Below are 18,350 nucleotides of genomic sequence, written 5' to 3'. Positions count from 1 at the left end.
GCACGACGGCGCCCGGTGCCACGCGTCGGTGTGACGGCGCCCGGGGGCCGATCATCGGCTCCACAACGGCCCGGCCCGGTCGTCGGCGACGGCGGCACGAAGCCGCCGGGATCGGGCGTCGGTACGACGGCGCGGTGGTCAGTCGTCGGCGTGGCGGCGGCGGATCAAGGTCGGCAGCACGAACCAGCACAGCAGGTACCACAGGAACACGCAGCCCACCAGCCATGGCACGAACTCGTCGTGCGTGGCCACGCGCAGGACCAGCAGCAGCGCGGCCGTCATCGTGGCGAGGAGCAGGACCAGGCCGACGACGGTCAGCCGTGCGGCCCATTGCACGGCGGCGGGCTTGATACGGCGTCCGGCGACGATCCGATGGAAGGAGACGGGCCCGATGAGGGCGCCGGTGGCGGCGGCGCCGAGGACGACGGTCACGATGTAGATCGTCTTCTCGGTCTGCGCCAGCTCGTCGTAGCGCGGGGTGAACACGACAGTGAGCAGGAAGCCGAACAGGATCTGCACACCGGTCTGGGCGACCCGCACCTCCTGGATGAGTTCGCTCCAGCGGCGGTCGGCCCGCTCGTCCTCGGTCTCGTCACGTCCTCGGCCCCGCTCGCCTCTCACCTCGGTCACGCACCCTCCCTGTTCATGTCGATGTTCCCTTTCCTGCATGGCGCCGTTCCCTCGATCACCAAGCACCTGCCTCGCCGTTTCAGTCGCACGAGCGAATCCGGCCGGGTGCGGGCCGCCCCGGCCGGAGCGGCCCGTGAGCCCTCCGATCCGGGCCCGGCTCACACCTTGCGCCAGCGCGCCATGGCGAAGGAGAAGATCCCGAACAGCACGAGCCCGGCCGCGACGCAGGCGAGGAGCGCCGGGCCGACGGGGGTCTCGGCGAAGGAGCGGATGGTGTCGTCGAGGCCCTTGGCCTCGTCCGGTTCGTACTGGATCGCGGCGCGCACCGCGAAGACACCCGCCGTGGCGAACACCAGGCCGCGCGCCACCCCGCCGCCCACGCCGGTCACGTCGACGAGCCGACGGGTCCGCCGGGACATCTCCCCGAGCCGCAGATGCTTGTGGTACGAGCGCATCACGGCCCGGACGCCGATCCACACGCCGGCGGCCATCACGCCGACACCAGCCGCGCCCACCAGCCACTGCCCGCCGGGCAGTTCGAGGGCGCGCGCCGTCACGTCGCGGGACTGCTGGTCGCTGGAACCGCCCCCGCTGCCCACACCGGCGGCGAAGGTCAGCACCGAGTAGGCGACGAAGGCGTAGAAGACGAAGCGCGCGGCGGACGCCAGCCGCTTGGTCACCTTGCGGCCGTCCGGCCCCGCCGCGCCGAACACGGCCTCCGACAGCCGCCACAGCGCCATGCCCACCAGACCGATGCCCAGGGCCCACAGCAGCACGGAACCCAGTGGTTTCTCGGCGATCTCCTCCAACGCGCCCTGTCTGTCGGCCTGTTCCGAGCTGCCGCCGAAGGCGATCTGCAGGGCCAGTGCCCCGACGAGCAGATAGATGACGCCGCGTGCGGTCAGTCCCGCACGCGCCGCGCCCTCCGTCACCGAACCTCGCGCGGCACGCCCGCGCCCCACCCCCAGAGTGGTCATCAGCCGCGCCCCTCCCGCCCCTCGACCCGCAGTTGCAGTTGCACTTCCTGGTCCCCGGCGTCCACACCGACCTGGCGGACGCTGTACGCCTCCTCCAGCGCCTCGCGCAGCAGCCGTACGGCGGGCGGACTGCCCTGCACCTCGACCGTGACGGGCGCGGACGGCGGCTCGGGGGGTGCTCCCGCACCGGAGGGGACGGCGGCGGCGGTGTCGTACATCCCGGTCCACATCGTCGGCCGGCCGGTGCCGGTCTCGTGCGGCGGATCGTCGGCGCGCCGGTCCGACTCGAAGTGGGCGCGCAGACAGGCGAAGACGCGTTCGGCGTCGTCGGCCGAGCAGTCGCAGAGCACGACCTCGACCTGGGACACCGGCAGACTGGGCAGGGTCACGAGCCTTCTCCCTCGTGTGACGACAGGATGCGGGTACCCCGAGTACCCCCATGGTGTGCCCGAAACCGGGTTCTCGCAGGTCGCGCGCGAGGCGCCGGGGGCCGGCGGGCCGTGGGCTATGTTGAGTGCTCGTGGCAGACGAAGGAGGCGCGCGCGTGCCATCGCCGCAGCAGGCACGTGCGCAGGCATCAGCGATCACGTCCGGGCGGACCGCCCCGGAGACCGAGCAGTCGCCCACGTCCCGGCTCAGGGAACTGTTCGACGGCCCCCGGCTCTCCCCAGGACAGCGGCGGATCGCCCAGTACCTGATCGAGCACATCACCGAGGCCGCGTTCCTGTCGATCACGGATCTGGCGGAGCGGGTCGGCGTGAGCCAGCCCTCGGTGACCCGGTTCGCCGCTGCCGTCGGATTCAGCGGGTACCCCGCGCTGCGCGAGCGCCTCCAGGCCATCGCGCTCGCCACCCTCGGCAGCGCCCCGGGCGTCGTCGCCGCGGACCGCAGCAACGAACTGCAGGCCGCCGTGGACGCCGAGATCGAGAACCTGGAGAACCTGCGGCGCGACTTCGCCGACCCCGACCAGGTGATCCGGGTCGGCCGCGCCCTGTCCCGCTCGGCCCCGCTGACCGTCCTCGGGCTCAGGATCTCCGGTGCGCTCGCAGAGTACTTCGCGTACGCCGCCCGCCGTATCCACCCCGACGTCCGGCTGGTGACGAAGGGCGGCACGGTCGCCTACGACGCCCTGCTGCAGTCCCGGGAGGCGGGCGGCACCTGGGTGCTGGCGTTCTCCATGCCCCGGCACGCGCAGGAGACGCTGACCGCGCTGCGCGTCGCCCACGGTGCCGGTCTGAGGGTGGCCCTGGTCACCGACCTGGCGCTCGGCCCGCTCGCGGACGAGGCCGACGCCGTCTTCGCCATCGGCACCGGCTCACGCCTGGTGTTCGACTCCTACGCCGCCCCCGTGATGATGTCCTCCGCCCTGCTGCAGGCCATGACGGACGCCGACCCCGAGCGCACCCAGGCCCGGCTGGAGGCGTACGAGCAGGTCTCGGAGCAGCACCAATTCTTCCTCCGGGACTGATCCCGCCGCTCCCGCCGGGCCGGGCCGCACCGGGCCGGGACGGCAGGGGATTCTTCACCCCGCCCTCTGCATGAATTTTTCCATGCCCTTGCATACTCGGGGGTATATATAAATACTGCTCCCGGATCGTGACCCGGTGGAACGCCGGGTCACGTCGTCCACCCGGGTCCGTCCGCTCCTACCCGCACGGCGCCCCGGGTGAGGCGGCCCCGGCCATCCCCTATGCCGGGGCCGCCCAGACTCCACCACCCGCTGCAACCCCATGGCGTCGACGCAAGACCGGAGTGTTGAACATGGCCCTGACCACCTCGCCCCTCCGCACGGACTGGCCGTGTCAGGTCAAGACACCCGGCAGTTACGACTGGGAGAGGTCCGCGGCCAAGTGGCTGCGCGAGCTGGTGCCGGCCCGGTACGGCAGCTACCCGGCGATGATGCGGCACCCCGTGCTGCTCGCACGCCACGCCCAGATCCAGGTCCAGCACGAGATCCGGGTGGCCCGTACCGCCCTGCAGACCGCCCGCTCCGAGCTGCCCAGCCTCGGTATGTCCGAGTCGGTCATCGAGCACACCATCAAGATGTACGCCGCCGAGGTCATGCAGCTGAACCACATGGCCCGCTCCATCCGGGCCGTCAGCCAGGCCCTCGTGGACCACAACCTCGCCCGCGCCTCGAACTGACCCTGCCCCGCTTCCCGCGCGCCGCGGTACCGGGCGCCTGCTGGGGGAAGACGATGGGAAGGCACAGGCCGGGCGCACCGCCCGGCCCGACTGAGGGGCGGACCGATGGATTCCTGGACATGGGGTGTGATCGCCGCGATCGCCCTGGTCGCGGCCGCCGTCCTCGGCGTGGCCGTCCGGCTGCTGCTGAGGCTGGTGCGCACCCGGCGCGAACTGGACCGGGCCGGGCTCCCCACCGGTCCCAAGTGGGTCTTCTGGGGCGCCGTCCTCTATCTCGTCCTGCCGACCGACCTCGTACCGGACCCGGTGTACCTGGACGACATCGGCGTCCTCCTGCTCGCCCTGCGGACGATGCGCTCCGGCCGCCAGGACGCGCCGGTCGGCGAGGGGCAGGAGGGCACGGGAACCGCCCTGCGGGGGTGAGACGTTGTCGGGCTGACGGTCACTGCGACGGACGGCACCGATGAGCGAACTGGTCCCCGGGGGCAATCTCCCCCTGCCGAGCGGCACCCTGACGATCAGGGTGCCGGGCCCCTTCGACGTGTCCGCCCTCGTCACCGACGACACCGGCAAGGTCCGCGGCGACGCCGACTTCGTCTTCTACAACCAGCCGGCGGCACCGGGCGCCCGGCTGACCGGCCAGACCCTGACGGTGGACCCAGGGGCCCTGCGCCCCGGCGCGACCCGCCTCACCGTCGCGATCAGCCCGGCCGCCCCCGACACGCCGTTGGGCCACCTGCCCGCCCCGACCCTGCTCGTCACCGGGGCCGCCGGCCGCGCGATCGCCCGCTTCACCCCGCCCCGGCCCCGGCGCGAGACCGTACTCCTCCTGGCGGAGCTGTACCGCAGGGGCGCCGACTGGAAGCTGCGAGCCCTGGGCCAGGGCTACGCCGACGGACTGGCCGGGGTGGCGAGGGACTTCGGGGTGGACGTGGTCGAGGAGGCTCCCGCCGCGGCGTCCGGACCCCCGCCCGCGCACACCGCGCGAACGGCTCCGCCGGACCCGCACACGGACGGCTTCCTCGACCTGGTCAACTCCGCCCGGACCGCCGCAGGTTCCCCACCCGTGGTGCTGGACTCCCGGCTCACGGCCGCGGCCCGGGCGCACGCCACCTCGATGGCCGCACAGGGCCGGCTGACCTCCGAGGGCGAGGACGGTGTCTTTCTCCACCAACGCCTCACCGCCACCGGATACACCTATCTGGCCATCGGCGAGCATCTCGTCTCCGGCCCCCGCACCCCCGCCGAGTTCGTGGACCACTGCCGCTCCGACCGGCGAGCCGGGCAGATTCTCCGCGAGCCCGCCTGCACCGAGACCGGTCTCGGCCGGGCCACCGACCCCCGGTCGGGGACGGTGTACTGGACGGCCCTGTGGGCCGAGCCCTTCTCCCCCGCGGGCCTGCGCCGGACGGCCACGGACGTCATCACCCTGACCAACGCCGAACGGGCCGGCGCCGGCCTCCCCCCGCTCTCCCCCGACCCCCTCCTCACGCACGCCGCCCAGGCCCACAGCGCCGACATGGTGGCGCGGGCCTTCTACGCGCACACCTCGCCCGACGGCGGCGAGCCCTGGCACCGCGCGGCGGCGGCCGGATCCACCCACCGGTCCGTCGGGGAGAACATCGCGTGCGGCCAGCGCTCCGCCGCCGAGGTCGTGACCGGCTGGATGTACAGCCCCGGACACCGCGCGAACATCCTCAAACCCGGCTTCACCCATATAGGTGTCGGATTCGTCGGCGGTGGCGCGGCCGGCACGTACTGGACCCAGCTCTTCGGCGGCTGAAACCGACCCGCCGTGGCTGTCCCTCTTTCGAGTCGCTCAACTCGCCCCCGCCTCCGGCTACTTGACTCTCCGTGATCACTGGACTCCAATGCACCCTGTCGATGACGGAGAGCAACAGGAGACGAATCAGATGCTTTCGAGAACGGTGGGCACGGGTGTGGCGACGCTCGGCGCGATCGTCCTGTCCCTCGTGGCGGTCCCCGCCCACGCGGCCCCCCAGGCCGGGCCCGACACGACGGGGCTGCGAAAACTGCTGCGCACGGCGCTGTCGCAAGGGGCGCCGGGCGCGTTCGCGAGGATCGACGACAACGGCACGGTGCACCACCTGGCGGAAGGTGTCGCGGACCGGAGCACCGAGCGGGCCCTCGGCACCGGGGACCGTATCCGCGTGGGCAGCGTCACCAAGACGTTCACGGCGGTGGTCCTGCTGCAGCTGGTCGACGAGGGGAAGGTCGAGCTCGACTCCTCGGTCGACACCTACCTGCCGGGGCTGCTGCCCGACAAGAAGATCACCGTGCGCCATGTGCTCAGCCACCGCAGCGGGCTGTACGACTACGCCAACACCCTCTTCTCCCCCAGCGTGGCGGGCTTCGAGAAGGTCCGCAACAAGGTGTACACCTACCGCCAGCTGATGGACATGTCGCTCGCCGAGCCGCGCACCAACAAGCCGGGCGCGGTCTACGCGTACTCGAACGCCAACTTCGTGGTCGCGGGCATGCTCGTCGAGAAGATCACCAAGAAGCCGGTGGCGACGGCCTACCAGGACCGGATCATCAAGCCGCTGAAGCTGGCCGACACCTTCTACGTCCATCCGAAGAACACGATCCCCGGCAAGTACTCCCGCGGCTACATGACCGCCGACTCCACCGGCCGGAAGATCGACTCGACCCGGCAGACCACGTCGTGGGCGCAGAGCGCGGGCGCCCTGGTGTCCAGTGCCAAGGACCTGAACACGTTCATGTCCGCGCTGGTGCGGGGCAAGCTCACCTCGGCCGCCCAGCTGAAGCAGATGCTGAAGTGGACACCGGTCAACAGCACCCAGGCGTACGGGCTGGGGCTGCGCCGGCGTGATCTGTCGTGCGGGGTCTCGGTGTACGGGCACACGGGAACCGTGCAGGGCTACTACACCTGGGCGTTCACCTCCAAGAGCGGCAAGCGCAGTGTGACCTCGTTCGCCAACACGTCCAACAACGGCCCGGTGTACGCGACGGTGAACAGCACGCTGGAGTCCACGTTCTGCGGCTGAGGGCCGGGCGGCCACCGGCGTCTCAGCCGGCCCGCCTCCGGCGGCGGCCGGGACGCCGGTGCGGGGGCTGCCGCGGCACCGGACCGGAGGGTTTCGGTGCCGGGATGTCCACGCGCCGGGGTTTGTCGCCGTCGAGGGTGACCGGCTCGCCGTGGTGGCGGATGGTCAGGGTGTCGCCGGAGAGCAGTTCGTAGGTGGCGTGCCGGGGTTCGATCCGTACGCGCAGACAGGTGTCGAGCAGGCCGACGTGGAAGGCGAGCCCGCTCAGGCGCTCGGGGAGGCGGGGCGCGAAGCTCACGGTCGTGCCGTGCTGCCGCATTCCGCCGAAGCCGGCGACGAGCGCGGTCCAGGTGCCGGCGAGGGAGGCGAGGTGGAGGCCGTCACGGGTGTTGTCCTCCAGGTCCGCCAGGTCCATCATCGCCGACTCGGTCAGATAGTCGTAGGCGAGATCGAGGTGGCCGACCTGGGCGGCGACGACGGCCTGGCAGCAGGCGGAGAGGGAGGAGTCGCGGACGGTGAGCGGCTCGTAGTAGGCGAAGTTGCGGGCCACCTGGTCGTCGTCGAAACGGTCGCCGCACTTGTACATCGCGAGGACCAGGTCCGCCTGTTTGACGACCTGTTTGCGGTACAGGTCGAAATAGGGGAAGTGCAGCATCAGCGGGTACCGGTCGGGCCCGGTGTTCTCGAAGTCCCAGCGCTGGTGGCGGGTGAACCCGGCGTGCTGTTCGTGCACCCCTCGTTCGTGGTCGTAGGGGACGTGCATGGCGTGGGCGGCGTCGCGCCACGCGGCGCTCTCCTCGTCGTCGACGCCGAGGCGCGCGGCACGCTCGGGGTGGCGCTCGACGGCGTCGGCGGCGGCCAGGAGGTTCCCGCGGGCCATGAGGTTGGTGTACGTGTTGTCGTCGACGACGGCGCTGTACTCGTCGGGGCCGGTGACGCCGTCGATGTGGAAGGCGCCGTGGTGGTCGTGGTGGCCGAGGGACCGCCAGAGCCGGGCGGTCTCCACCAGGAGTTCGACGCCGGTGTCGCGTTCGAAGGCGGTGTCGCCGGTGGCGGCGGTGTGCCGGACCACGGCGTCGGCGACGGCGGCGTTCACGTGGAAGGCGGCCGTGCCGGCGGGCCAGTAGGCGGAACGTTCCCGGCCGTTGATGGTCCGCCAGGGGAACGCGGCACCCTTGAGGCCGAGTTGGGCCGCGCGGTCGCGGGCGGCGGGCAGGGTGTTCTGGCGCCAGCGCAGGGCTTCGGCGACCGCGCCGGGCGCGGTGTGGGTGAGCAGCGGCAGGACGAAGGTCTCGGTGTCCCAGAAGGCGTGGCCGTCGTAGCCGGAACCGGTGAGGCCCTTGGCGGGGATGGCGCGCTGTTCGGCGCGGGCCCCTGCCTGCAGGACGTGGAACAGGGCGAACCGTACGGCCTGCTGGATCTCCTCGTCGCCGTCCACCTCGACGTCGGCGCGGGCCCAGAAGTCGTCGAGGTAGGAGCGCTGTTCGTCGACGAGGCCCTGCCAGCCGCCGTACGCGGCGGCGGAGAGGGCGGCGTCGACCTGGTCGCCGACGGCGGGCAGGGAACGGGTGCCGGACCAGCCGTGGGCGACGGTCTTCTCCACCCGCAGCCGCTCGCCGGGGCGCAGAACGGTGGTGGCGGTGAGGCGGGCGACGTCGTCCCTGCTCTCCGCGCCGGTGCTGATGTCACCGGGGCCGGTGACGACATGGTCGGCGGCGGCGCCGACGCGCAGGCCGCTGCGCCGGGTGCGGTGCACGAGCCGCAGCCGTGTCCCGTCCGCGAAGTGCTCCTCCGCCTCCAGCGGTGTCCTCAGGGCGACGGCGGTCCGTGGATCACCGGTCCGTTCGGGCAGTTGTTCGTTGGCCACCAGCTCCGACTGGACGACGACTCGTGCCTCGCTGTCGACGGCCTCGACCTCGTAGGCGACGGCGGCGATCGCCCGCTGGGTGAACGACACCAGACGGGTGGAGCGGATCCGGACGGTCGTGCCTGCCGGTGAGGTCCACTCGCAGCTGCGGCGCAGGAGGCCGGCGCGCAGGTCGAGGACGCGTTCGTGGGAGCGCAGCCGGCCGTAGCGCAGGTCGAAGGGTTCGTCGTCGACGAGCAGTCGCAGGATCTTGCCGTTGGTGACGTCGATGACCGTCTCCCCGGATTCGGGGTAGCCGTAGCCGGCCTCCGCGTACGGCAGCGGGTGGAGTTCGTGGACGCCGTTGAGGTAGCTGCCGGGCAGGCCGTGCGGCTCGCCCTCGTCGAGGTTTCCGCGCCAGCCGATGTGCCCGTTGGACAGCGCGAACACCGATTCGCTCTGGGGCAGGACGTCGAGATGGAGGCCCTGTTCGCGCAGGGACCAGGGTTCGACGGCGTACGACCTGTGCGTGATCACGCCCAGTCCCCCAGCTCCGTCAGGTCCGCCACGACGATGTCGGCGCCGTGGGCGCGCAGGGCGTCGGCCTGGCCGACGCGGTCGAGTCCGACGACCTGGCCGAAGTGGCCCGCGCGTCCGGCGTCCATGCCGGCGAGGGCGTCCTCGAAGACGGCGGCGTCGGCGGGTTCGACTCCGAGGTCGTGGGCGGCGGCGAGGAAGGTGTCCGGGCGGGGTTTGCCCGGCAGTCCCCGCTCGGCGGCCACCACTCCGTCGATCCGTACGTCGAAGAGGTGCTCGGCACCGATCGAGCGCAGCACGTCCCGGCAGTTGGCGCTGGAGGAGACGACGGCGGTGCGCAGCCCGTGGTCGCGGACCCGCTCGACGTAGCGCAGGGTGCCGTCGTAGGCGTCGACGCCGTCGGTGCGGATGAGGTCCAGCAGGATCTCGTTCTTGCGGTTGCCGAGGCCGTGCACGGTGGGGGCGTCGGGCGGGTCGTCGGGGGTGCCCTCGGGGAGGTGGATGTCCCGGGAGGCGAGGAAGGTGCGCACGCCGTCGGCGCGGGGGCGGCCGTCCACGTACCGGTCGTAGTCGGCGGACGGGTCGAAGGGACGGAAGTCGTCGCCGTCGCGGCGGCGCAGGAACTCGTCGAACGCCCGCCGCCACGCCGCGGCGTGCACGACGGCGGTCCTGGTGATGACCCCGTCGAGGTCGAAGAGGCAGGCGCGGATCCTTTTCGGCAGGCCCAGTTCGGCCGGTCGGGTCGTCTGTGTCATGGGAGCGGGGTTCCCCGCACGGCGGGGGTCAGTGGCCGGGGCGGGTGAGAAAACGGTCATCGGCGGCTGAGGCTGCCGCCGCCGTGGACCCGGCCGAGGGCGTGGAGGTGTTCCAGGGCGTCCAGGACGACGGTCCGGTCGTACCAGGCGAGCCACTCGCCGGCCTCGGCGCCCACGACGGACAACTCCTTGGTCTGGGCGCGGGTCAGGCCGCGCAGCGGACGGTCGAGATGGGCGGAGACCATGCCGACGACCAGTCCGGACGAGGTGGTCAGCGGCACGCTGTGGCAGGCGCGGCTGCCCGCGCGCAGAATCGCCTCACGGGCGTCCTCGGTGAACACCGGGTCCGTCGCCACGTCCTGGACGGTGACCTGGGACGCCTCCCGCGCGGCCTTGGCGCACGCGGTGCCGTCGTCGCCGACGTGGGCGAAGAAGTCGACGAAGTCCGCCGTGAGTCCCGTGTGCCGCTCGATGCGCAGTCCGCCCTCGGCGCGGTCGGCGATCTGGACGTTGCCCATGTCGGTGCCGACGACGGCGAGGGTCTGGCTGAGGACGGCGGTCAGGACCCCGCCGCGGTTGCCGCGGCGGTCGCGCGCCGCCTCGAAGCCGAGGGCCGGCTCCGCGCGCCGGATCCGGCCGGGGAACCACAGGGTGCCGCGACCGTCCGGACGGGGCGCGCCCAGCGCCGACTCGGCGAGGGTGCGCAGCTTGACGTTGTACTGCTGCGAGGCCCGCTGGAGCAGTGCGAAGGCGGACTCGGCGTCCGGCAGGGCATAGCGTTCCCGGAGCATGCCCTGGGCCTCGGCGATCAGGGGGCGGCCGGCCATCCGGGTGCGCAGCTGCCGCACCTCGGCGCGCAGCCGCGCCAGTTCCTCCCGCACCGCCTCGTCCTCGCCGTCGGGCTCCGACCAGGGACTCGCTCGCATCCCGCACCTTCCGCTGTTCTCGTTCGGCAGCAGCAGTGCTCGTCTGCCCGCTCCCTGTCCGTGTACGCCGGATCGGGTCTACCGTCGACGGCATGCCTGTGACCTTCGACGACCTGCTGCGCCGGGCTGCCGCTCTGTCCCGCCCCGGCCGCCGGGCCCTGCTCGGTATCGCCGGCAGCCCCGGCGCGGGGAAGACGACCCTGGCCGAGCGGCTGACCCGGGCGCTCAACGGCGACGGCGAACCGTGGGTCGCCCATGTCCCCATGGACGGCTTCCACCTCGCCGACGTGGAACTCGACCGCCTCGGCCGCCGGGACCGCAAGGGCGCGCCGGACACCTTCGACGCGGCGGGGTACGCCGCCCTGCTGGAGAGGCTGCGCCGGGACGAGAACGACGTCGTGTACGCGCCGGGGTTCGAGCGCACCCTGGAGCAGCCCGTCGCGGGTGCGATCCCGGTGCCGCCGTCCGCCCGTCTGATCGTCACCGAGGGGAACTACCTCCTGATGGACGACGACGGGCCATGGGCGCGGGTCCGGTCCCGGCTCGACGAGGTCTGGTTCTGCGACCTCGACGAGACCGAGCGGGTACGCCGGCTCGTCGCCCGGCACGAGGAGTTCGGCAAGGGGCACGCGGAGGCGGTCGCCTGGGTCGCCGGTACGGATCGGCGCAACGCGGAGGCGGTGGCGGCGAGCAGGCGTCACGCCGACCTGGTGGTGCCGGCGTCGGCGATGCCGGTGGTGGGGGCGTAGGGGGTGGGGGGCGGGTGCGGACGGGCAGCAGCCCGGCGTCGTCAGGAACGCCGGGCTGCTGGTATCGGGGCCTGTGATCAGGCGTGGCGCGTCAGGGCCGGTTCCCCCCGGTCCTCGCCTGCCCGGTCACCGACGACGTGTCCCCGTCGTCGGCGAGGTACGGCAGTCCACAGGCGGGGTCTACCTGGTCGCGGGTGACGACCGGCCTGGTGACCGGCTCGGTCATGGCGTGGTGCGTCCCGGTCACGCGACGGGGGCGGACCGGCCGGCGCGCAGGGCGACGGTGAGGGTGTGCGGGCCCAGTCCACCGAGGTGGACACGGTTTCCGGTCGTAGCGTCGGTGCCGCCCACGACGGTGTGGTCCTGACCCGGGTCGTACCGCAGTACCTCGCTCCGTTCCGGCCCGGCGAGCGGTTCGCCCGCCTCGACGGTGACCTCGACGCGGATCTCGTCGTCACCGGCCCGGTAGGTCATCGGCCCGTCCGTCAGGCACCAGCGACCGTCGCCCAGCGGTACGGCGCCCTGCGGCACGCCGCCGGGCCGGAAGGTCAGTTCCAGGGACCAGGGCACCCGGGGCCCGCTGAGGTCGATCCGCAGGTCGGCACCGTCCTCCCGCAGGTCGACCTCGACGCGGGTCGTGTGGGAGACCTCGTCCCGGGGCCGGTCCGGGAAGGCCATCGCGGCCGAGAAGCGGCCCTCGTCCCCCAGTCGGTAGCCGCCGTCGTCCCGCCTCCGGTCCTTCGGGAGCGGCTGGTAGTAGGCGGCGGTGAGGGTCTGGGTGAGCCGGTACCGGTTCTCGGCGAGCTGTTCCATGTCGGCGGCCCGGAACGGGCCCAGGTCGAAGAACCCCCGCGAGAGACGGACCGCGTCGAGCACGGCCTCGCCGGCGAACAGGCGCAGGAAGGTGGGGTTGCAGGCGAGGCCCGAGCGGATGCGCCGGTGCTCGGGCACGTCGGAGCCGCCGTACACCACCGTGTGCGCGGTGGTCGAGGCGCGTGCGGCGAGGCGTGCGGTGGTGAGGTACCGCTCGCGGGGAAGTGTCTGCGCGGCCGGGGCCGGCAGGGTGCGGCACAGGTCCGGGGTGAGGAGGGTCTGGGCGAGCAGGTCGGGGTCGTCGACGCCGTCGGCGGCCGCCAGCCGTGCCGCCCGGGCGAGGTCGCCCCGGCCGGTGCGGATCGCGAGCAGCCGGTAGTGCGGCAGGTAGGGCGCCAGCGGGAAGGGGGCGTACTGGTCCTGCCGCCGCGAGTGGACGGTCTCCACCGTGCCGTCCGGTCGGATGAGGTCCAGGGTGGTGGCGAGATTGCGTTCTACGGCGTCCAGCAGGTCGGCGCGGCCGAGCACCTCGGCCAGGAGCAGCAGGGACGGGTTGGACACGTGGGCCGCGTAGTTGGCGCTCCGTTCCGAGTACAGGCCGTCCGCGTCGATGTCGACGCCCTCGGTGAGCCACTCCTCGACCCGGTCGAGCAGCCGGCCGTCGGGGAACGACCGGTGCAGCCGGGCCAGCGCCGCGCACAGCTCCCAGCGGTGGTTCGGGGTGTGCACCCCGCCCGTCCGCAGGCTGTCGGAGGCGGCGCCGGCGATCTCGGCGAGGGCCGCCGTGGCCTCGCTCAGCTCCGGCCCCGCGCCGGCGGCGAGGAGGTGCGCGTCGCACACGTCGTTGACGGTGAACGCGGAGTCCGGCGGGGACTGCACGTTGTCGCCGCCGGCGAAGAGGCCGGTGGTGGTCTGCGCGGCCCGCAGGGCCCGGAGGTGTGTCATCGCGGCGGCGACGGCCTGCCCGCTGCCGTGCAGGGCCGAGTCGGGAGACCGGTATGCCGCGACCAGGGTCTTCACCCGCCGCGCCAGACCGCGGTGCGGCACACCGGCGGGTTCCTCGTCGGGGCGGGCCGCGAGCGGGGCGGCCTGCCGGTCGGCGGCGCGGGCCGCCGCGCGGACGAACTCGTGGTCGAGCGGGGTGGGCACGGTCAGTCCTTCAGTCCGGCGTTGATGTCGGCGTTCATGACGTACTTCTGGAACACCAGGAAGACGACGATCAGCGGGACCATGGAGATGACCGATCCGCCGAGCAGCACCGACCAGTTGATGTTCTGCGCGCCGACGAGGCTCTGGATGCCGATCTGCACGGTGAACTTCTCGGGGTCGTTCAGCATCAGCAGCGGCCAGATGTAGTCGTTCCACCTCCACTGGAACGACAGGATGGCGAGCGTCAGCATGATGGGCCGGGAGAGCGGCACCATGATCCGCAGGAAGATCGACAGCTCACGCGCGCCGTCGATGCGGGCGGCCTCGATGAGCTCGTCGGGGACCGTCAGGAAGAACTGGCGGAACATGAAGCACCCGGTCGCGGTGAGCAGGGCCGGGAGGATGATGCCGGAGAGCGAGTTGTAGAAGCCGAGGTCGCGGACCACCAGGAACAGCGGGGCGAGCATGACCTCGGCCGGCAGCATCGTGGTGGCCAGGATGCCGAGGAAGAAGGCCTTGAGCCATTTGTTGTCGTACTTGGCCAGCGCGTACCCGGTGCAGCAGCTGACTCCCACCGTGAGGATCGTCGCGATCAGACACACGATGATCGTGTTGATGAAGTACCCGGAGAAGTTGGCGCTCGCCCACGCTTCCTTGTAACCCGACACGGTGGGGTCGTCCGGGAACACCGTCAGCGGAAGGGAGAACAGGTCTCCCGCCGGTTTGAAGGAGCTGAGGACGAACCACAGCACCGGGATCCCGTAGAGGCCCGCCAGGACCCACAGCAGGGTCGTCGGGGCGATCGCGCGCCGAAGCCCGCCGGTCGCCGAGCCGCGGGATCGCTTCCTGGGGACGGCCGGCACGGAACCGGCGTCGGCCTTGCGCACTGTGTCTGTGGTTGTCATCGGTTCTCCACCCGCCGGTTGACCATCATCTGGATGACCGCGACGACCATCAGGATGAGCATGAGCACGAACGACGCGGCGCTCGCGTAGCCGATCTGGCCCGACTTGAACCCCGTCTGGTAGATGTACTGGACCAGCAGGTTGTTCGACGTTCCGGGTCCACCGTTGTTGAGGGAGGCGAACACCGCGTATTCCTTCATCGCGTGGATCGTGTTGAGCAGGATGACGATGAAGGACGTGGGGGCGATGCTCGGCAGGGTGATACTGAAGAACTGCCGCCACGGACCGGCGCCGTCGAGCGCGGCAGCCTCGTAGTACGACGTCGGTACGTTCTTTATCGCCGCGATGAACAGCAGCATGGAGAAGCCCGTCCAGGCCCAGGCCGCCGCCACCACGACCACGAGCAGTGACAGGTCCGCGTTCGACTGCCAGGGAACGGCGCTTCCGCCGAGCTTCTCGATGAAGTAGTTGACCAGTCCGAAGTTCTCACCGAACAGCCACCGCCACAGGACACCCACGATGATGGGTGACAGCAGCCACGGGATGAAGAAGAAGATGCGGGCGACCGACACGCCCTTGGCGTTCTTGCTCACCAGCACGTTGGCGATGAGCAGCGACAACACGAAGTTCAGCGGAACGAAGAGCACGGTGTACAGCAGCGTGCGGGTCGTCGCGGCGTAGAAGGTCGAGTCTCCGAGCAGCTTCTGGTAGTTGTCCAGTCCGACGAACTGGAACGCCCCCACGCCCGTGTAGTTCGTGAAGGAGTAGACGAGCCCGATCACCGCCGGCCAGACGAAGAACAGCGCGAAGAGCACGACGTTGCCCGAGATGAGGACGAGCGGTGCGAGGGTGTACTTGCTTCGTCTCCTGGGCGGGCTCACGGACACGTCCGAAGCGTCCGGGGCGCGTTTGGTCATCTTGCTGACTCCGTGCTGGTGGAATGGGTTCCTGGAGGCTCAGGCCATGAGCCCGGCATCACGTGGGTGGGGTCCGCGGCCCCGGGCGGCGGGGTCGAGACACCGCCGCCCGGGACTGTCGGCCTGTGATCAGCCGCCGACCTGCGTGTTGTAGCCGTCGACGATGTTCTGCAGGGCCTTGTCGGACGACTGCTCGCCGTTGATCGCCTTGCCGAGCTCCGCCTTGGTCGGGTCGTCGGCGAGGCTCTTGCCCTTCAGCACCCAGTTCGTCTGCGCGCTGTTGAAGTAACCCGAGATGGGGTCGTAGAGCGGGATGGACTCGTTGTAGAGCTTGAACGCCGCCTGCGCCGCCTCGGACTTGAAGGGGTACTTCGGGTTCAGACCGCTCTCGACCGGCAGGAAACCGGAGGTCTCGCACAGCGTCTTGTAGTGGTCGGGCTCGTACAGCCAGGACAGGAACTTCTTCGCGGCGGCGGCCGCGTCGGCGTTGTTGTTGAAGCCGACCGTCATGCCACCGCTGTTGACGTCACTGGCCTGCACCGGCTGGGCGGGGGTCGGGACACTCGCCCAGTCGAACTTCGTGATGCTCTCCGCGTAGGCCGCGACCTGCCACACGCCGGACCAGTAGGCGACGACGTCACCGCTCTGGAACATGGCCGACGGGTCGGCGCCGCTCGTCCACACCGACTTCGGCATGGTCTTGTCGTCGTTCCAGCCGACGAAGGTCTTCACGGCCTTCTTGGTCGCCGCGTCCACCGAGAACTTGCCGGAGTCGTCGGTGCGGTGGACGTACTTGCCGCCCATCTCGTACACCATGGCGCGCAGCCGGGACGGCGACTGGTCGAAGGTCAGGGAGTACTTGGCCTTGGTCTTCTCCCGGACCTCGTTCGCCGCCTTGATGAACTCGTCCCAGGTCCAGGTCTTGTCGGGCGAGGTCGGGTAGTCGACGCCGGCCTTCTCGAAGAGCGACTTGTTGATGAACATGCCGGACGCGGTGACGTCCGAGGGGATGGACAGCACCTTCCCGGACGAGTCCTTGGCGACGAAGTTGGCGTTGATCTTGTTGGTCTTGTTGTTGGCGATCTCGCTGAGGTCGATCAGCTTGTTCGACCAGATCGGGTCGAGCGCCGGCACGGCCGCCACGTCGGGCAGCGAGTTCGCCTGCGCGGAGTTGCGCAGCTTCGTCGCGTAGCCGTCGTAGGGGATGTTGACGAGCTTGACCTTGACGCCCGTCTCCTTCTCGTACTGCGCCACCATCTTCTTCCAGCCCGCGTCCTGCCCCGGAACCGTGGAGATCCAGAACGTCAGCGACTTGGAGGTACCGCCCGAGTCGGATTCCCCTCCTCCGCAGGCGGAGAGCAGCAGGGCGGCCGCCGAGACACCGGCGGCAAGGGGAACCATGCGGCGCATACCGCCGCGGCCGAGTCGGCTTGAGCGCCGCACACCCACAGTGGTCATCTTCGATCCCTTTTTTTCGGTAGGGGACGGAGCACGGCGCCGACCGAAGCGGCACGGGTGCATTTTGCAGGAAAGCTGCTTTCCGGGGGGCGCGGCCTCGCCCGGCCGCGTCGTCCACGCGGGGCGGGATCCCCGGCCGTTCTGGCCGTCACCGCACGGGCACGCCCTCGTGCGGTTGCCGTACGTCTCGTACAGGCGGGAGGCTCACCCCAAGTCGGCGTCCCGGCCGACTTAGAAAGCGCTTGTCCGGACATTGGCAGACCGAGTCCGAAACCGTCAATCCTTGTTCCGCCCAGCCTCGGTCACGGTTTGGACTCCTCTGGCCACCGCGAGCCGTGCCGCGCCCACCACGGTACCGAGGTCACCGACCTGGCTGCTGACCACCTCGGTGGGCCAGCTCAGCCGCTCCAGCTCGGCCCGCACACCGGGCAGGAGCTGCGGAAACGCGCCGGTACTGCCGCCGAGGACGAGCAGCCCGGGGTCCAGTACGGCGGTCACCGCGGCGGCCAGCCGGCCCACGTCCACCGCGTGCCGGTCGACGATCGAACGGGCCGTGGCGCAGCCCTGTCCGGCCAGCGAAAAAAGTCGATCTACAGTACTAGGGCACGAATCGCCGGTTTCCGGCCAGGCCTCGGCGGCCCGGCGCAGCAGCGAGCGGGCGCCGATGTACTCCTCCAGGGCCTCGTGGCGGGGCTCCAGGGCGTCGTCCCAGGGATAGGGCAGCCGGGCGAGCTCTCCGGCCGCCCCGTTCGCCCCGGCCAGCACCTGGCCCCCCACGACGATGCCGAGACCGATACCGACACCGATCCGCAGATAGCCGAAGGTGTGCCGGCCCCGCGCCGCGCCCTCGTGCAGTTCCGCGAGCGCGGCGCAGTTGACGTTGTTCTCGAGGTGGACGGGCACCCCGGGCGGCAGCGCCACGGCCATCGCGTCGAAGACCGGGCCCGCCTTGGCGGTCGCCGGACGCACGGTGCCCTCCTCGGCGCGCGCGGTGACATCACCGACGGCCACGACGATGGTGCGCAGCGGAGCTCCGGCGGGGAGCGCGCGCAGCGCTTCGCGCACCGCGTCGGCGGCCTGCTCGCGGGAGCCGGTGCCCTCGGCGAGCAGGGTGCCGTCCAGGGCGCAGACCCGCGCCCGGGTGACGCTGGGGCCGAGGTCGACGGCCAGTACGGCGCCGGCGGCCGCGCCGAGATCGTATACGGCCGCCGACCTGCCGGTTCCGCCGGAGAGCGTGCCGGACCGGGCGACGAGACCGGCTGCCTCCAGCTCCGCGACGGCGGTGGAGACGGTCGGTTTGGACAGCCGTGCCCCGGTCGCCAGTTGGGGGCGGGTGGCGGTGCTCGACGCGGCCAGTACGGCGAAGACGGCGCGGGCGCTCTCGCTCAGTTGCATGCTCTCCCCAGTCGTGCCAGTCGTGCCGCGATCTTCCGGCCGCACGGTCGTGCGGTATCCGGGTCCGAACCCTTGACGCACCCTTATTCGTTAGTTAATTTCCTAACGAAGTCAAGCGG

General features: G+C 71.3%; 18 protein-coding genes. 6 read left to right on the top strand and 12 right to left on the bottom strand.

The features are described from left to right. Window positions 1-138 precede the first annotated feature (138 nt). The 3 genes from ACWCRJ_RS12690 to ACWCRJ_RS12680 all read right to left on the bottom strand — a co-directional run bounded on the left by ACWCRJ_RS12690 (window position 139) and on the right by ACWCRJ_RS12680 (window position 1,996). Entirely contained in the window at window positions 139-669 is a 531-nt protein-coding gene (locus ACWCRJ_RS12690) for a DUF6328 family protein (protein WP_450939285.1), read from the bottom strand. Between the two features lie 119 nt (window positions 670-788). Continuing rightward, the gene (locus ACWCRJ_RS12685) at window positions 789-1,607 is read right to left on the bottom strand and encodes a DUF1206 domain-containing protein (RefSeq protein ID WP_450939284.1); all 819 of its coding nucleotides are present in this window, start codon (window positions 1,605-1,607) and stop codon (window positions 789-791) included. Further along, complete coding sequence (locus ACWCRJ_RS12680) at window positions 1,607-1,996, bottom strand: hypothetical protein (protein ID WP_450939283.1); 390 nt, start codon at window positions 1,994-1,996, stop codon at window positions 1,607-1,609. The genes ACWCRJ_RS12685 and ACWCRJ_RS12680 overlap by 1 nt, the downstream gene beginning before the upstream one ends. A 155-nt stretch (window positions 1,997-2,151) precedes the next feature. On the opposite strand from ACWCRJ_RS12680, the gene ACWCRJ_RS12675 reads away from it, so the two are divergent. The 5 genes from ACWCRJ_RS12675 (at window position 2,152) to ACWCRJ_RS12655 (ending at window position 6,781) form a co-directional block, all read left to right on the top strand. Further along, on the top strand, window positions 2,152-3,075 hold the full coding sequence (locus tag ACWCRJ_RS12675; RefSeq protein WP_409088948.1) for a MurR/RpiR family transcriptional regulator: 924 nt from the start codon (window positions 2,152-2,154) through the stop codon (window positions 3,073-3,075). Window positions 3,076-3,368: 293 nt separating this feature from the next. Continuing rightward, the gene (locus ACWCRJ_RS12670) at window positions 3,369-3,752 is read left to right on the top strand and encodes a hypothetical protein (RefSeq protein WP_020115075.1); all 384 of its coding nucleotides are present in this window, start codon (window positions 3,369-3,371) and stop codon (window positions 3,750-3,752) included. 105 nt (window positions 3,753-3,857) lie between these two features. Beyond that, window positions 3,858-4,175 (top strand): YkvA family protein, encoded by a 318-nt coding sequence (locus ACWCRJ_RS12665; protein WP_450939282.1) that lies wholly within the window; start codon window positions 3,858-3,860, stop codon window positions 4,173-4,175. Window positions 4,176-4,215: 40 nt separating this feature from the next. Beyond that, a complete protein-coding gene (locus ACWCRJ_RS12660) occupies window positions 4,216-5,535 on the top strand; it encodes a CAP domain-containing protein (protein WP_450939281.1) in 1,320 nt (439 codons plus the stop codon). Between the two features lie 130 nt (window positions 5,536-5,665). Next, window positions 5,666-6,781 (top strand): serine hydrolase domain-containing protein, encoded by a 1,116-nt coding sequence (locus ACWCRJ_RS12655; RefSeq protein ID WP_450939280.1) that lies wholly within the window; start codon window positions 5,666-5,668, stop codon window positions 6,779-6,781. Window positions 6,782-6,803: 22 nt separating this feature from the next. Here ACWCRJ_RS12655 and ACWCRJ_RS12650 read toward each other — a convergent pair whose 3' ends face one another. Genes ACWCRJ_RS12650 through ACWCRJ_RS12640 form a run of 3 tightly spaced genes read right to left on the bottom strand, consistent with a single transcriptional unit; the run spans window position 6,804 to window position 10,845 of the window. Further along, window positions 6,804-9,164: a glycoside hydrolase family 65 protein gene (locus ACWCRJ_RS12650; RefSeq protein ID WP_450939279.1), complete on the bottom strand. Its 2,361-nt coding sequence runs from the start codon at window positions 9,162-9,164 to the stop codon at window positions 6,804-6,806. Then, window positions 9,161-9,919, bottom strand: coding sequence for an HAD family hydrolase (locus ACWCRJ_RS12645; protein WP_450939278.1), 759 nt, complete (start codon window positions 9,917-9,919; stop codon window positions 9,161-9,163). Before ACWCRJ_RS12645 ends, ACWCRJ_RS12650 begins: the two co-directional genes overlap by 4 nt. A 56-nt stretch (window positions 9,920-9,975) precedes the next feature. Beyond that, window positions 9,976-10,845: an ANTAR domain-containing protein gene (locus tag ACWCRJ_RS12640; RefSeq protein WP_450939277.1), complete on the bottom strand. Its 870-nt coding sequence runs from the start codon at window positions 10,843-10,845 to the stop codon at window positions 9,976-9,978. 92 nt (window positions 10,846-10,937) lie between these two features. Between ACWCRJ_RS12640 and ACWCRJ_RS12635 the strand changes: the two genes are divergently transcribed. Then, window positions 10,938-11,594, top strand: coding sequence for a nucleoside/nucleotide kinase family protein (locus ACWCRJ_RS12635; RefSeq protein ID WP_450939276.1), 657 nt, complete (start codon window positions 10,938-10,940; stop codon window positions 11,592-11,594). A 91-nt stretch (window positions 11,595-11,685) separates the two neighbouring features. Here the strand turns inward: ACWCRJ_RS12635 and ACWCRJ_RS12630 are convergent, their stop codons facing one another. The 6 genes from ACWCRJ_RS12630 to ACWCRJ_RS12605 all read right to left on the bottom strand — a co-directional run bounded on the left by ACWCRJ_RS12630 (window position 11,686) and on the right by ACWCRJ_RS12605 (window position 18,231). Next, window positions 11,686-11,820 carry a hypothetical protein gene (locus ACWCRJ_RS12630; RefSeq protein ID WP_450939275.1) on the bottom strand — a complete coding sequence of 45 codons (135 nt, stop codon included), beginning with the start codon at window positions 11,818-11,820 and terminating at the stop codon, window positions 11,686-11,688. A gap of 17 nt (window positions 11,821-11,837) precedes the next feature. After that, window positions 11,838-13,556 (bottom strand): hypothetical protein, encoded by a 1,719-nt coding sequence (locus ACWCRJ_RS12625; RefSeq protein WP_450939274.1) that lies wholly within the window; start codon window positions 13,554-13,556, stop codon window positions 11,838-11,840. Between the two features lie 2 nt (window positions 13,557-13,558). Next, a complete protein-coding gene (locus tag ACWCRJ_RS12620; protein WP_450939273.1) occupies window positions 13,559-14,461 on the bottom strand; it encodes a carbohydrate ABC transporter permease in 903 nt (300 codons plus the stop codon). Continuing rightward, entirely contained in the window at window positions 14,458-15,378 is a 921-nt protein-coding gene (locus ACWCRJ_RS12615; RefSeq protein ID WP_450939272.1) for a carbohydrate ABC transporter permease, read from the bottom strand. Before ACWCRJ_RS12615 ends, ACWCRJ_RS12620 begins: the two co-directional genes overlap by 4 nt. Before the next feature lie 129 nt (window positions 15,379-15,507). Then, window positions 15,508-16,836: an ABC transporter substrate-binding protein gene (locus tag ACWCRJ_RS12610; RefSeq protein ID WP_450939271.1), complete on the bottom strand. Its 1,329-nt coding sequence runs from the start codon at window positions 16,834-16,836 to the stop codon at window positions 15,508-15,510. Between the two features lie 276 nt (window positions 16,837-17,112). Further along, window positions 17,113-18,231, bottom strand: coding sequence for an ROK family transcriptional regulator (locus ACWCRJ_RS12605; RefSeq protein WP_450939270.1), 1,119 nt, complete (start codon window positions 18,229-18,231; stop codon window positions 17,113-17,115). Between the last annotated feature and the right edge of the window lie 119 nt (window positions 18,232-18,350).

This window comes from Streptomyces sp. NPDC002324, assembly GCF_053593335.1.
Note: the sequence above shows the minus strand (reverse complement) of the source record. Positions and strands in the feature narration are given on the sequence as shown.